The sequence below is a fragment of the Lentzea sp. NPDC037011 genome (genome assembly GCF_055607425.1).
In genome coordinates, this window is the sequence record NZ_JBVJRT010000003.1 from 14,702 (window position 1) to 28,762 (window position 14,061).

Annotated in this window: 9 protein-coding genes; 6 read left to right on the top strand and 3 right to left on the bottom strand. The window is 70.9% G+C overall.

Going from position 1 to position 14,061, the window contains the following annotated elements; genetic code table 11:
• Position 1 precedes the first annotated feature (1 nt).
• From ACZ7CH_RS08645 to ACZ7CH_RS08655, 3 genes are all read right to left on the bottom strand, one after another.
• Positions 2-4,051, bottom strand: a complete 4,050-nt coding sequence (locus ACZ7CH_RS08645; RefSeq protein ID WP_470373475.1) for a hypothetical protein — start codon at positions 4,049-4,051, stop codon at positions 2-4.
• A 2-nt stretch (positions 4,052-4,053) separates the two neighbouring features.
• Entirely contained in the window at positions 4,054-7,230 is a 3,177-nt protein-coding gene (locus ACZ7CH_RS08650) for a hypothetical protein (protein ID WP_470373476.1), read from the bottom strand.
• Positions 7,231-7,342: 112 nt separating this feature from the next.
• Positions 7,343-7,957: a TetR/AcrR family transcriptional regulator gene (locus tag ACZ7CH_RS08655; RefSeq protein WP_360393390.1), complete on the bottom strand. Its 615-nt coding sequence runs from the start codon at positions 7,955-7,957 to the stop codon at positions 7,343-7,345.
• Positions 7,958-8,047: 90 nt separating this feature from the next.
• On the opposite strand from ACZ7CH_RS08655, the gene ACZ7CH_RS08660 reads away from it, so the two are divergent.
• From ACZ7CH_RS08660 to xynC, 6 genes are all read left to right on the top strand, one after another.
• Positions 8,048-8,911, top strand: a complete 864-nt coding sequence (locus ACZ7CH_RS08660; RefSeq protein ID WP_470373477.1) for an NmrA family NAD(P)-binding protein — start codon at positions 8,048-8,050, stop codon at positions 8,909-8,911.
• 46 nt (positions 8,912-8,957) lie between these two features.
• Positions 8,958-9,854 carry a TIGR03619 family F420-dependent LLM class oxidoreductase gene (locus ACZ7CH_RS08665; protein ID WP_470373478.1) on the top strand — a complete coding sequence of 299 codons (897 nt, stop codon included), beginning with the start codon at positions 8,958-8,960 and terminating at the stop codon, positions 9,852-9,854.
• A 231-nt stretch (positions 9,855-10,085) separates the two neighbouring features.
• Positions 10,086-10,256 (top strand): hypothetical protein, encoded by a 171-nt coding sequence (locus ACZ7CH_RS08670; protein WP_470373479.1) that lies wholly within the window; start codon positions 10,086-10,088, stop codon positions 10,254-10,256.
• Positions 10,257-10,332: 76 nt separating this feature from the next.
• Entirely contained in the window at positions 10,333-10,833 is a 501-nt protein-coding gene (locus ACZ7CH_RS08675; protein WP_360393400.1) for a methylated-DNA--[protein]-cysteine S-methyltransferase, read from the top strand.
• Between the two features lie 277 nt (positions 10,834-11,110).
• Entirely contained in the window at positions 11,111-12,277 is a 1,167-nt protein-coding gene (locus ACZ7CH_RS08680; RefSeq protein WP_470373480.1) for a cellulose-binding domain-containing protein, read from the top strand.
• Positions 12,278-12,499: 222 nt separating this feature from the next.
• Complete coding sequence (gene xynC, locus ACZ7CH_RS08685) at positions 12,500-13,771, top strand: glucuronoarabinoxylan endo-1,4-beta-xylanase XynC (RefSeq protein ID WP_470373481.1); 1,272 nt, start codon at positions 12,500-12,502, stop codon at positions 13,769-13,771.
• Positions 13,772-14,061: the final 290 nt, after the last annotated feature.

The following is a 14,061-nucleotide window of genomic DNA, read 5'->3' on the forward strand; positions in this document are numbered from 1 at the left end:
TTCAGGACAGTGCGACGGTGTCGGTGTGGACCAGGCGGGTGGCGGCGGTGCCGCCGTTGCCGTCGCGGTGGACCTCGAACTCCTCGACGGCCAGCCGCAGCGCCCCGGCCCCGGTGGGCAGCGTGACCGTGCCGGTCCAGGTGTGGACGCCGCTGTCGTTGACCGGGGTGGAGATCGTGGTGGCGAAGCCACCGCCGGCGGGCTGCCAGCGCAGCACCGGGTCGGTCACGCCGTCGAGCTGCCGCTCCACGGTCACCCTGACCTCGTTGGGACGGCCCGAGTGGGTGAGCGAGGGACCGGGACCGGTCACCTGCACGGTCCGGGTGGAGCCGCTGCCGGTGACCACGACCGCCCGGTCCGGTGCGAGCTGGGTGAAGTCCGCGGTCGCCACCGCGGACAGGTGGTGGCCGGGGATCGAGCTGGGCTGGTAGCGGGCCAACGCCAGGCGCACGAACGGGAAGTAGCTCTTCAGCGGGTCGTCACCGGTGCGGGTGATGCGGATGTCGCAGAACCACAGCCCGCGCGCCGAGTCGTAGGCCACGTCGTACGCGGCGAACTTCAGCTGGGTGTCCGGGAACTCCGGCACCGCCATGCCCGTGCCGTAGATCGCGGCCTGCGGGAACGAGCTCGCGGTCACGTCGTCGGGCATCACGGTCGAGTGCATCGCCGCGTCGGCGCCCCAGGCCGTGACGACGTTGCGCAGGTGCTCCGGTGCGTCGTTGACCGTGTCCGGCCACATGAGCACGGCGAGCTTCTCCCCGTCACCGCTGGAGAACCACGGCCGCTCCAGGTACACCCGCAGCCCGCCGCCGCGCCGCACGCTCTGGCCCGGCGCCGGGTTCTCCCAGCGGAAGACCGGCAGGACCTGGCGGATCCTGGGCGCGGCCGGACGGGCGGTGCTGGGGATGTTCTGCTCCAGCACCGCAGGCGCGCTGCGCGTGTCCGGGCGGACGAACGACACCTCCAGCGTGCGGCCCGTGGTGAGGTTGCCGCCGTTGGTGCGCCGGAACGTGCCGGTGGCCGCGTCGGTGACCACGTAGTCGCCGGACGCGTGCTCCGGGCTGCTCCCCGGCGGGGCCTGCCGGTACTGCCGGTGCGTGTCCCTGTCGGCCACGACCAGGTGGGCGGGGTCGACCGGCACGCCGAGGGTGTGCTGCGTGCCGCTGAAGGCGACCTCCCTGCGTTCGCGGAAGAACTCGCTGAAGCAGGTCACCGCCCGCGCCTCGTACCGCACGCGCCGGTGCTTGGTGTCGCCGAACTCGTGCCGTGCCTGGAACTCCAGGGTCTCCGTCACCGGCGCCGGCCCGTGCACCTGGCTGACCGGCACGGTGATCGGCGCGGCCCGGAACGTGCGGTCGAGCACCGGTTCCGTGACGCCGTCGTCCACCGGCATCCGCCAGCTTCCGGCGAACTCCACGCTGCTGGTGCTCTTGCGGCTGACCTGCACGGACGGGCCGAGCACCACGTGCGTCGAGCCGGCCTGCCCCTCGACCGGCCGCCGAGCGGTGACGGAGCCGATGCCCGGTACGGCGAGCGGGGTGCGCACGGCGTGCGTCAGGGTCAGCGACCTGGCCGGGGTGAACATCCAGTGCCGTCCGCCGACGACCGACTGCCGCAGCGCGGTCACGTTGACCTGGTTGCCGGGATGGGCGGCGTTCCACTCGGCAGCGCCCTGCTCGACCAGCGGCCACAGCGCCATCAGGTCCAGGTCGGCCGCGTCGAACTGGGCGGAGAGCTGGAGCCGGTAGCTGTCGCCCGGCATGAGCCGCACGGTCAGCACGCGGTCGGTCCCGTTCCACGACCAGCCCGCCGTGCCCTGCTGGAGGCGGATGCGGAAGCCCTTGGCGTTCGGCCACGTCGCCGGGTCGGCCGCGGTGATCGTCGTGGACGTGGTGGCGCCGGGCAGTCCGCGCACGAGGATGCGCCGGGCCAGCGGTTCCGGCAGGTGGGGAACGGGCAGCTGGTCGGTGTCGTAGTACCAGTGCCGGTCAGCGGGTGCCGGCAGGGTGCGCGCCGAGGCGTGCTGCTCCAGCGCGGCGGCGTCCCGTGCGGCCAGGTCGGCGTAGGCGACGGCGTCCACCGGCCGGCCGGTGGTGGTCCGGTCGAGCATGCCGTGCTGCTCGGCGACCTGGACGGTGGTGCGCGGCGGCAGCACGTGCCGGTCGGCGGTGCCGACGTTCGTGTCGCTGCCGGTGTTGCCGCGCAGCACCATCACCTCCAGCGACTCGGCCGCACCCGGCACCGACCGCAGCAGCACCTCGGGAGCGGAGACCGGTTCGAACCGGCGGAACGTCTCCGCCGCGGTGCTCAGCGCCGAGTCGGTGAGCGCGTCGGCCTGCTCGGTGGTCAGCGAGTTGCCGGCGATGTCCACCGCCCGCGCCCGCAGCCGGTAGCGGCGCCCGAACCGCAGCCGCGGCAGCGCACGGGCACCGAACGTGGTGCGGAACGGGAAGTCCGGGTCGGGCGACCCGCTGCCGCCGGCGAGCCCGTTGTCGCCGGCCAGCGACTTGCCGGGCCGGCCGACGGCGAGGCTCCAGCCCGCCCAGTGCACCAGCGACTCCTGCAGGTACAGGTCCTCGTCGCCGCCGGCACCGGAGGTCGTGGGCGCGGTCTGCGCGGCCGTCTCCTCCAGCACCTTCACGTTCTCGTCACCGCTGCGCACGAACACGTACGCGCCATCGCGCCACATCAGGGAGAACCACTGGCCGGCGGTCTCGTCGCGCACGTCCCACCGGTAGCCGCGCACGACGTCGTCGGCGGTGAGCTCGACGTCGTCGGTGATCTTGTCACCGCCGGAGGTGAACGCCGCGTCGTTGACCTGCCGGCCGCGTTCGACCTTCTGCGCCAGCCGGACCGCCCGCGACAGCCGGCTCACCGAGAAGCCGGCCGTGCGCAACGCCGGCAGCGCGTGCTCGTCCGGTGTGGTCGCACTGCGCTTGACCACCTGCCCGCCGCGCTCGACCCGCAGCCGGGTGACCGTGTCGGCGAACTGCCGCACGGCCAGCGCCGCGGCGTCGGGGTCGACCTGCACCACGGCGAACCGGTCGGTCTCGCCGACCCGCAGCAGCCCGTCGCGCAGGTCGCTGTCGGTGTCGAGCGGGCTCGCGGCGAACACGTGCCGTGCGCCCTTGCCGATCCGGCAGCGCATCAGCGGCCGCACGTGCACCTCGGACTCGCTGCCCAGCAACGGTTTCAGGTCGGTGACCACCCGGACACCGGTGACCCGCTCGTTGCCGCGCACCAGGTTCAGCACGGCCGGGTCGGCCGACTCGAAGTCGAGGACCAGTCCCAGCAGCCGCTGGAGGTGGTGGTGCTCGCGGGTCATCGCGACGGCCTGGTGGAAGTCCAGCTTCGGCGCGGCCAGCGGCGGCAGGTCGCCGGTCACCGGCGCGCGCCTGCGGTGGAACCGCTCGGCCTGCAGGAACGTCAGCGCGACACCGTCGGCGGTCGAGGCGTCGCCCGGCCGGAACGGCACCGCCCACCGCGCGGGGTCCTGCGGGTCGAGGCTGAACAGGGCCTCCAGCCGGTCGCGCAGCCGTTGCTTGCGGTCCAGGCCGGGTCCGGAGTGGTCGCCGTCGAACTCGAACCCGACGGCACCGAACGCGTCGCTCGCGGTGAGCTCGTCGAGCGTCGGGAACTCCTCGGGGAACCGCGCGCCGAACCGCCCGTAGCGCTGGTGCACGAAGTCGCGCACGTGCTGGGTGGGGTAGGAGCGGATGCGCCGGCGGGCGAACCGGGTCAGCGCGTGCCCTTGGACGTGCGAGGTGGGCGTGAACAACGCGGTCCAGTGCCGGCTCACCGGTGTGGACACGCGTTTGGCCGTGGCGCGCACGGGTCTGCCGCTCTGGTCGAGGACACCGGGGAACTCCAGCTGGAACGCTGCCGCGGCCACCCTGGCGGGCCAGTCGGTCCAGTCGGGGAAGGCGCTCAGCTGCGCGGAGCCGGCCGTGGGCAGCAGCCGCGGCGCGACGTGCACGGAGAACCGGACGAGGTCCAGGCCGGCGGTGACCCCGCCGGGCAGGACGGTCCAGGTGATGGTCTGCTTGCTCATGATCAGGCTCCGACGGGGGCGAACGCGGCGCAGTACCCGGCCCAGTCCTGCTGGGTGAAGGCGGCGCCGAACGGGTGGGCCGGCAGCTCGGGTGCGGCGGCGAGGGCCGCGCGCCGGGCCGACGGTGCGGGCGTCTTGGCGAACTCGCGGCGGGTGCGGACGGTGAACGTCTCGCTGAACAGCCACAGCTCGATGGACACGGTGATGCTCGCCTCGCCGACGAGCACCGAGCTGCCGTCGGCCTTCTCCTGGTAGGTGAGGCCGAGGTAGAACTCGACCGACACGGACACCAGGCCGAGGAACCGCAGGCTGCCGCGCATCCGCAGGTAGGCGGCGAGACCGGCCTGCTGGCGCACGACCTCGGTGCCGTTCTCGACGACCTCGACCTTCTCCAGCAGGTACGAGATGCCGCCGAGGGCCTCGATGCCGCCGCTGGCGACGCCCAGGTCGAGCGCCAGCGCCGCGCCGAAGACGAAGCCGACCTCCAGCCGTTCCAGGCCGTCGGCCCCGAGCGCCACCCCGGCGTAGCCGCCGCCGGTGAACCCGAAGATGCGCAACGAGAACGGCCGTTCGCGGGTGTTCAGGTCGAAGTTCACCCGCACCGCGCTGCCGTCGAACGGGATGGCCACGGCGGCGTGCACCGTCAGCTCGCTGATCTGCAGCACTCCCAGCGGGATCGTCGGCACCGCGAACCGCAGTCCCGCCTCGACGCCACCGGTGCCCGCGGTGATCTCCAGCTTGCTGCCCAGGAACGAGCACAGCTCGGCCAGTTCCTCGACGTACTTGAAGGCGTTGTGGAAGCTGACCTCGCGCAGCCCGCAGTCCACGGCCGTCTTGCTGCCGCTGCCAGAGGAGTACCGCAGGAAGTCGAACTCCAGCGAGATGATCCGCCGCGGCCCGGTGGTGCCGAACAGGTGCAGGGCGAAGTCGCGCAGCTCGGCGTTGACGCGGTAGCCGGACTCGACGCCCGCGTCGACCGGGTGCGTGTAGACGGCGAGGACGGTGAGCGGGTCGGTCGTCCCCAGCGGCTCGAACACCGGCAGCGCCTTGGGTCCCGCCTCGATCTTCGGCGTCCAGAGCATGGTCCACTCGTGGGCGCCGATGTCGTCGCGCAGCCGGTGGCTCATCCTGGGGGCGTTGTCCGGAATGGACGCCGGCGGTGAGGTGAGCGCGGGCAGCAGGTCCTTGACGGGAACGCCGCCGAGCACCTTGGCCTTGGTGACGTCACCGAACATCTTCGCCGGGTCGTACACCTCCTTGGCCGCGTCGACCGGCACGACGGTGACCGGACCGTTCTTGGCGGACATGGCTTTGATGTCACCGCTCGGCGTCGCCATGCCACCGGTGGCGGCGGCCGAGAACGCGAGCGGTGTCTGCGGCGCTGCCGGGTGCAGCGCGAGGTAGACCCCGCCGGGGTTGTTCGTGGAGTGGTCGATCCCGTTGACGAGGTAGGCCTCGGCGTACTCGAACGGTGTCGCCCCCACCGCCCCGCCGGTCAGCGCGGCGACCTCCGGCAACCGCACCACGGCCCGTTCCAGCACGGGGTGGAACGGAACCTGGCCTGTCGTCTTCGCGGAGCCGAACACGATCCGGTCCACGTTGCTCGCGGTGCTGCCGGCCGGGTAGGTGCCGCGGTGCGCCAGCGCGACCTTGTGCCCGCCCGTCTCCGCGGCCCGCAGGGCGAGGACCTCGGTGGTGGTGCGGGTGTTGTAGGCGGTGTGGATCGCGTCGAGCAGGTCGTCCGCGTTCTGCGAAGTGGTCGTGGAGTCCGGCACGAACACCACCGGAACGGTGAAGTCGACCTCCTGCCCGTCGTGGTCAACGCCGCGCAGGTGGAAGGGGAGCGGCGCCGTCGGTGCCGACGCGGCCTTCGGGATGAACGAGGCGGCGATCCGACCGCCGGCGAAGTCCTGCGGTGTGGCCAGCGGCGGGGTGATGCGCGTGAGGACCTCGATCGCGGCGAACGGCACCTCGCGCCCGCGCCGTGCGAGCGTGGTGTCGGCCCAGTAGGTGCGTCTCGTCTGCTGCACGACGATGTGCTGGGTCCGGTGCAGGTAGGCGTACCACGGTCCGGGCGTGCCGTCGGGGTTGGGCCTGCGCCCGAACCGGCGTTCCGCGACGTCGACCAGCGAGGCGCGATGTCCGTACGGGAACAGGAATCCCGCGTTCTCGGTGCGCACCAGGTGGTCGCGCCCGAGACTGGCCCTGTGCTGCCATCCCTTGAGCTGCAACGAGCTCGTGGACGGGTACCTCCAGGTCCCCTCGGCTTCGAAGGTCGCGCCGAGGCTGCTCAACGCCACCCCGGTGGCCTCGACGGGTTTGGGCAGGGACGGGTCGAGCCCGGTGCGCAGCGTCGGATCGGCGCTCAGGCGGACGAGCGCGAACCGCTGCCTCGGCCCGAGCACGTGCAGGACGTCGTCGGCTTCGGGCACTGACGACGGAGTGCGCACCCACGACGCCATCTGCGGGTCCGCGAGCCAGATCGCCCGCAGCGCACGGGCCTCGGCGTTCTCCTGACCGGTCTTGGCCGCGAGCCGGGTGTGCCACAGCTCGGTCCACCCGTTGCGCGTCACCGGTCCCGCGGAGTGCCGCCACCCCTGGTTCTCGTCGGGGGACAGCAGCACCCGCCACGGCATCTCCAGCGCCGTCTCGGTGTCGATCGGCGCCACGAGCGCGGACGCGGTCTGCGTGGCGGTGGCGGTCGCGGTCAGCCGCGGCGTGAACGCGGCCCACGCCAGCAGGGCGTCCACCGTCGTGGCCATCGGCAGGGCGGAGGTGACGTCGAAGGCCAGCCGGCTCGGTCCGGCGACCCTGGTGGCGAGCGGCAGGTCGCCACTGGTCAGCGGAGCGGCGAGCTGCTTCTCCAGCACGGCCTGCGGCGGGAAGTGCACCACCATGAACGCACTGCCCGCGGCGACCTTGCGCAGCTCCGTCCCGTTCGCCGCCAGGTCGGCGTTGAACAGGTCGATCCTGAGGTTGAGGGCGTCCTCGCGGCGCCTCAGGTGCAGCGTGCGGGTGGCGGTGGCGGTGAGTGCGACGTCCGCCGTCGTCTCGCCGGGTCCTGTCCCGCCGGCCCTCGCGACCGCCAGCACCAGACCGCCCGCACCCGTCAGGTACAGGAACCGGCGGCGGCTGACGGTCTTGTCCTCGTCGTGCGCCGGCCGTTCGTCATCGCTCATCGCTCGTCCTCACCGGGTCGTGGAAGTGCGTTCCAGCCTCGGGTGAGGTCGTGCGGGGCGGCAGGTCCACTACCGGTCGAGCTGTGCTGGGCCACTGCCCGCGGCGGTCGGGCTAGGGCTGCGCCAGTTCCTCCAGCGCCTTCTCGACCTCCAGCGACGGGTCGGCGATCCGCGCCGCCCGCAGCGCGCCCGCGAGCACGGTCATGAGCATCTCCGTGACCTGGTCGACGTCGAACGCGTGCTCGCTCAACAGGTGGTCGCGTGCGAGCTGGTCGGCCGCCGTCGTGTACATCCGCATCACGGCCCTGACCGCCGGTCGTGCGAAGTCCAGTCCCAGGTTCTCGCACAGCTTCCGGTTGCCGTCGTCGCGCACGCGGTCGAACGACTCCTCGACGCCCCACGGCTGCAGCAAGAGGTTCAGCGCCAGGTCGCGGTGGGCGGCCAGGTACGTCAGGTGCGCCTTGTGGGACTGGCGGATCCGCCTGCCCAGCGGCACGGCCGGGTCGCTGACGTGCAGGTTGAGCACCTCGGCCCCGATGGCGCACAGCACCTCGCCGTAGAGGCCCTGCTTGCTGCCGAAGTGGTGGAACACCAACCCGTGCGCGACGCCGGCCGCCCGTGCGATGTCGGCGGCCTTGACGTCGTCGTAGCCCGAGGTCATGAACAGCTCACGTGCGGCGGCCAGGACCTTCTCCCTGGTGGCGGCGGCGGAGGCGGCGCGGGTCATGGGCTCCACGCTAACAGCTCGTTGACTCGAAGTCAGCGAGACGGTATTCATTGATTACAAGTCACTGACTTTCAATCAACGGAGTGTGCCATGACGAAGACCTTGATCATCGGAGCGACCGGCACCGTGGGCGGCCTTGTCCTGGAAGAGGCCGTGCGCCGCAACGTGGACGTGCGTGCGTTGGTGCGCAACAAGGAACGGGCGAACCTGCCCGGCACCGTGGAGGTCGTGCAGGGCGACCTGGCCGACCGGGAGTCCGTCGCGGCGGCGCTGAAGGGCGTCGACTCGGCGTTCTACGTGTCGCCGCACGAGACCAACGAGGTCGAGATCGCCACGGTCTTCGGTGAGGAGGCCCAGCGCGCGGGTGCCCGCCTGGCGTTCGGCGGCTTCCACGTCGAGGACGAGGAGGCGCGTGCGGCGGCGAGCTGTGCCATCCCGGCCTACGGGCCGAAGCTGGCGCTCGCGGCGTTCCTGGCGAGCACCGACACCCGGCCCGCCATGTTCAGCCTCACCAACTTCGACCAGAACGACGAGGTCTTCCGCGCGGACATCGAGGCGGGCGTGTTCCCGACGCCGCTGCACCCCGGCGGGGTCAACCGGATCGACCTGCGCGACGCCGCCGAGGTGATCACGAACGCGCTCACCGACCCCGGGTTCGAGGCAGGCGCCTACCAGTTGCTGGGGCCGGAGTCGCTGAACGGCGAGCAGAGCGCGCGGATCTGGGCGGAGGCACTCGGCCGCGAGGTCGTCTACACCGGTGCCAACCCCGAGTGGCGCAAGGCGTTCGAGCGCAGGCTCTCCGGCCAGAAGCTCGTGGACTGGATCCGCAGCTTCGAGCTGCTCAGCGCGGCGCCGATCGGGACCGACCCCGCCGAGGTCGAGATCATGACCAAGCTGCTCGGCCGTGCCCCGCGCACGCTGCGCGACTACGTGCGCGACTCGGTGAACCGCTGATGGCCGCGTCAGTGCGGGGTTCGGGGGCGTTGTGTTCGGGGGCGTTGTGAAGATCGGTTTCACGTTGCCGCAGGCGGGCGGGGTGGCCTGGCAGGCGCCGCGGGTGGCCGAGTTCGCCCGCACGGCCGAGGGGCTGGGAGCGGACAGCCTCTGGGTGATCGACCGGTTGCTGTCGCCGGTCAACCCCACGACCGGTCACAACGGGGCCGAGAGCTTCCCGGACGAGTTCCGTGCCGTCCTGGACCCGTTCGTGCTGCTGAGCGTTGCCGCCACGGCCACGGAACGCGTGCTCATCGGCAGCAACGTCCTCAACGCCCCGTGGTACCCGCCCGCGCTGCTCGGCCGCGTGCTGACCTCGCTCGACGTGCTCAGCGGCGGCCGGCTCGTGCCCGGCCTGGGGATCGGCTGGTCGCCGGAGGAGTTCGAGGCGGTGAACGTCCCGATGTCCGAACGCGGCACCCGCCTCGACGAGACCCTCGACGTGCTGGAGCAGCTGTGGACCGCCGACCCGGCCGAGTACCGGGGGAGGCACTGGACGCTGCCCGCGACCCGTGCCGCGCTGAAACCGGTGCGCCGCCCGCCGATCTACCTGGCGGCGTTCGCGCCCGCCTCGATGCGCCGGGTGGCCCTGCGCGGTGACGGGTGGCTGCCCGCGCTGGTGCCTCCCCGCACCACCGACGTCGAGGCGGCGGTGAACCGCCCGCTGGCGACGATCCGCGGCATGGCGGCCGAGGCGGGCCGCGACCCGGCCGAGCTGGACGTGATCCTGCGGATCTACCCGTCGGTCCGCTCCGCCACCGCGGTGGCCGACGTGGCCGCGTTGATCAGGCGGGTGGAGGCGGAGACCGAGGTCCGGCACGTGCTGGTGGACCTGATGTACCTCGCCGACGACGTCGACCACGTGCTGGAGCTGGTCGAGTCGGTGCTGGAGAACGGCCGCTGAGCGCGGACGGACCCGCCCGACGATCGCCGGTACCCGCACCGGTCAGAAGGCGCTGCTGGACACAGTTTCCAACGCGAACGGTCAGCCGACCGGGTTCGGCTACGACCAGACTGGAAACCCGACCGGCGTGAGGCCACCCGCGCCGATGGGGCGCTACAACCTGATCAGCAAACGGACTCGATGACGAATGGAGATCATCCCGACATGAAGGTGTCCAGTCGACGGAACCGCGTGTTCGCCGTGCTCGGCTTGCTGCTGGCCGGGGCGCTGGCAGGTGTGGCGGGCTCTTTTCTGGAAGAGGCGACCGGCCAGTTCTGGCTGCGTTACCTGCCGATGGTCGTGGTCGTCGTCGTCGCCGTGATCGCGATGTTCCGCGCGGGACTGATTCCGCCGAAGAAGTGACCTGACGAGTTCGTGGAGGCGCAGTCCGGCGAGCAGCGTGTTTGGCAGGACATGGTGCACCAGGCCAAGATTCACCGTGCACGTTCACCACACCGTCGTCGACTCACCGGTCGGGCCGCTGACCCTGGTCGGCGAGGGCTCGGCCCTGATCGGCCTCTACTTCGACGGCCACCTGCGACCTCCGCGCCTCGGCGACCTCGGTGACGCCGATCCCTCAGCGTTCGACGAGCCCCGCCGGCAGCTCGACCAGTACTTCGCCGGGCAGCGGCGGAGCTTCGACCTCGAACTGGCGCCCCGGGGCTCGGCGTTCGAACGGAGCGTGTGGGCGCTGCTGACGTCGATCCCGTACGGCCAGACCCGGACCTACGGCCAGTTGGCCGCCGAGCTCGGCGATCCGGGCGCCGCTCAGGCGGTGGGCAACGCCAACGGGTGGAACCCGATCAGCATCATCGTGCCCTGTCACCGCGTGGTCGGCGCCCGCGGCAGCCTCACCGGCTACGCGGGCGGGCTGAGCCGCAAGCGCTACCTGCTCGACCTCGAAGAACCTCCACCGGAGCAGGACGGCCGCCTGTTCTGAAGGCCGGTGGTGACCGCGGCCGACAGTAGCAAGGGCTCGCCAGGGCAGCGGCCAGGCCAGTCAGCGGGCACGGGGTGCGGCAACTGGCCGGTGCGGCAGGGCGATACGGCCGACTCCGGTGTCCCGGTAACCCGGATGGGCCTTGCTTTATCGCTCAAGAAGAGCGAACCCTGTGGTCCGCGCTCGCTTTCTCCGCCAGCAGCACCACAACAGCGAGAGCTGCCGCGATGCACGCCTTCACCGCCGCCATCGGTCGACCACGACAGGAGAGCAGCACATGCGCCGGAGAAAGAGCGGTCTCGCGATCATGGCGGCGGCGGTGGCAGCCGCCATGACGGCCGTGATCATCACGAACCCCGTGTCCGTCCAGGCGGTCGACGCGCCGGCGTGCGCGGTCGGGTACCAGGTCGACCAGTGGAGCAACGGCTTCGTCGCCCAGGTCAAGGTGACCAACAACAGCGCCCCGATCGACGGTTGGACGCTGACCTGGACCTTCGCCGGCGACCAGCGCGTCACCTCCGGGTGGAGCGCCGACGTCACGCAGTCCGGCAAGGTCGTGACCGCGCGGAACCAGGCGTTCAACCGCGGCATCGCGACCGGGGCGTCCGTCCAGTTCGGATTCCAGGGGACCTTCCAGGGCGTCAACGAAACACCGGTGGACTTCACCCTGAACGGCGTGCGGTGCAACGACACCAACCCACCGACGACGACAACGACAACTACGACCACGACAACGACGACCACCTCGCAGGAACCGCCCCCTGGTTGCCCGAGCGGCGCGTTCTGCGACGGCTTCGAGAACCAGACGGGGACGACGCCGGCCGGTGACTGGTCGCTGACGTTCCCGAACTGCCAGGGAACCGGCACCGCGACCGTCGACAGCTCGACCGCGCGCAGCGGCAGCAAGTCGATCCGCGTCAACGGCCGCGCCGGCTACTGCAACCACGTGTTCCTCGCGACGCCCAGGAAGACGACCGGATCCAGCCTGTACACCCGGTTCTACGTGCGGCACACCACCGCGCTGCCGGAGGCGCACGTGACGTTCGCGGCGATGAAGGACACCGCCGACGGCGGCAAGGACCTGCGCATGGGCGGCCAGAACCGCGCCCTGCAGTGGAACCGCGAGTCCGACGACGCCACGTTGCCGGAGCAGAGCCCCAACGGGGTCGCCCAGAGCACCCCGCTGGCGGTGGACCGGTGGACCTGCGTGGAGTTCGGGATCACCGGTTCGGAGCTGCGGACCTGGGTCAACGGCACCGAGGTGCCGGGTCTGCGCGTGGACGGTGTGTCCACTCCGGACGTCGACGCGCAGTGGTTGCGCCGCAGCGGGTGGAAGCCCGCACTGACCGATCTGCGGCTCGGCTGGGAGAGCTACGGCAGCGGTGACGACACGCTGTGGTTCGACGACGTCGTGATGGCGGCGTCACGGGTCGGCTGCTCCTAGGTCCTCCGCGCGGCCGGCACGATCGGGACCGGTCGTGCCGGCCGCCCGCGACCTCGGTCAGGACTCGCCATCGCCGAATCGTAAATCGACTAATCACCGCGCTGAATTTCTCCGCAATTCGACACAATCGAACGACATTCGACTTGACTGTGTGTTACGCCACTGTTAGGACTGATTCTGGGAGCGCTCCCAATCACCTGAGGCCGACTTCCTGGAGATGTCATGGCAGAGCGTCGAAACCACTCGGACACCGCGGGTTCGCAGCCCGTGCGGCGACGGACCCTGCTGGTGGCGGGCGCCGCGCTGCCGGTGCTGGCGGCGGGGGCGACGCCGGCCGCGGCGGCCACCTCGGTGGTCGTCGAACCGTCGAACGTGCAGCAGACGATCCTGGGCTTCGGCGGGATGAACCACACCGTCTGGACCAGTGATCTGACTGCCGCCCAGCGTGAGACGGCGTTCGGCAACGGCGCGGGCCAGCTCGGGTTCACCGTGCTGCGCATCCCCGTCCACGAGGACCGCGCCAACTGGAGCCGCGAGGTCGCCACGGCCCGGCGCGCGGTCGAGCTCGGCGCCAAGGTCATCGCGTCGCCGTGGAACCCGCCTGCGTCGATGACCGAGACCTTCTCCGGCGGTAAACGTCTGCGGTATTCCTCCTACGGCGCCTATGCGCAGCACCTGAACGACTTCGTCGCATTCATGGCGAACAACGGGGTGAACCTCTACGGCATCTCGGTCCAGAACGAACCGGACTACGCCCAGGAATGGACGGCGTGGACCCCTGCCGAGATCGTCAGGTTCCTCCGCGAGAACGCGGGCTCGATCAACGCCAGGGTCATCGCCCCCGAGTCGTTCCAATACCGCAAGAACCTCACCGACCCCATCCTCAACGACCCCGCCGCGCTGGCGAACGTGGACATCATCGGCGCGCACCTCTACGGCACCCGCCCCGCGGACCTCCCCTACCCGCTGTTCCAGCAGAAGGGCGGCGGCAAGGAGCTGTGGATGACCGAGGTCTACCACCCGAACAGCACCGACTCCGCCGACCTGTGGCCGCAGGCGCTCGACGTGGGGGAGAACATCCACCGCGCGCTGGTGGACGGCCGCTTCCAAACCTATGTGTGGTGGTACATCCGCCGCTCGTACGGCCCGATGCGCGAGGACGGCCAGATCAGCAAGCGCGGCGCCAACATGGCGCACTTCTCGAAGTGGGTGCGCCCCGGCTACTCGCGGATCACCGCGACCGCGAATCCCCAGTCGAACGTCTACATCTCGGCGTTCAAGAGCGGGGCACGGATCGTGATCGTCGCCATCAACAAGAACACGTCACCGGTGGACCACGTGTTCACCCTGCGCGACACCGGTTCGGCGACGGTCTCGACCTGGCTGACGAGCGCGACCGCGACCCTCGCGCACTACAACGACTTCACCGTGTCCAACGGGGCTTTCAACGCCCAGTTGCCGGCCCGCAGCATCAGGACGTTCGTGCTGAACTGAGGCTTGTTCAAATCCCGTCGTCGAACGTGAAGAACGCCGCCGCGTCGTGAACAAAGACTGTTCGTGGACAAACCAAGATCGGCGAAGTAACCATGAACCCGGTCTCGGTGGAACGTCGGTCCGTTGCGGTGATCATCGACCTACCGACGTCAGTCCGGCAAACGGTTGCTGCTCCGGGGAACCAGCGGTTGTGTCCACCCCTGTCCGTGAAAGGGGGCGCTGAACGTTCCCCGCGCCGAGGCGACATGCCGACGATGGGGTTAGCACGATGAACGAACCACGAACACGTT

Coding starts and splice junctions, on each gene's coding strand:
- ACZ7CH_RS08645 (WP_470373475.1), bottom strand. CDS start 4,051: ATGAGCAAGCAGACCATCACCTGGACCGTCCTGCCCGGCGGGGTCACC.
- ACZ7CH_RS08655 (WP_360393390.1), bottom strand. CDS start 7,957: ATGACCCGCGCCGCCTCCGCCGCCGCCACCAGGGAGAAGGTCCTGGCC.
- ACZ7CH_RS08660 (WP_470373477.1), top strand. CDS start 8,048: ATGACGAAGACCTTGATCATCGGAGCGACCGGCACCGTGGGCGGCCTT.
- ACZ7CH_RS08650 (WP_470373476.1), bottom strand. CDS start 7,230: ATGAGCGATGACGAACGGCCGGCGCACGACGAGGACAAGACCGTCAGC.
- xynC (WP_470373481.1), top strand. CDS start 12,500: ATGGCAGAGCGTCGAAACCACTCGGACACCGCGGGTTCGCAGCCCGTG.
- ACZ7CH_RS08680 (WP_470373480.1), top strand. CDS start 11,111: ATGCGCCGGAGAAAGAGCGGTCTCGCGATCATGGCGGCGGCGGTGGCA.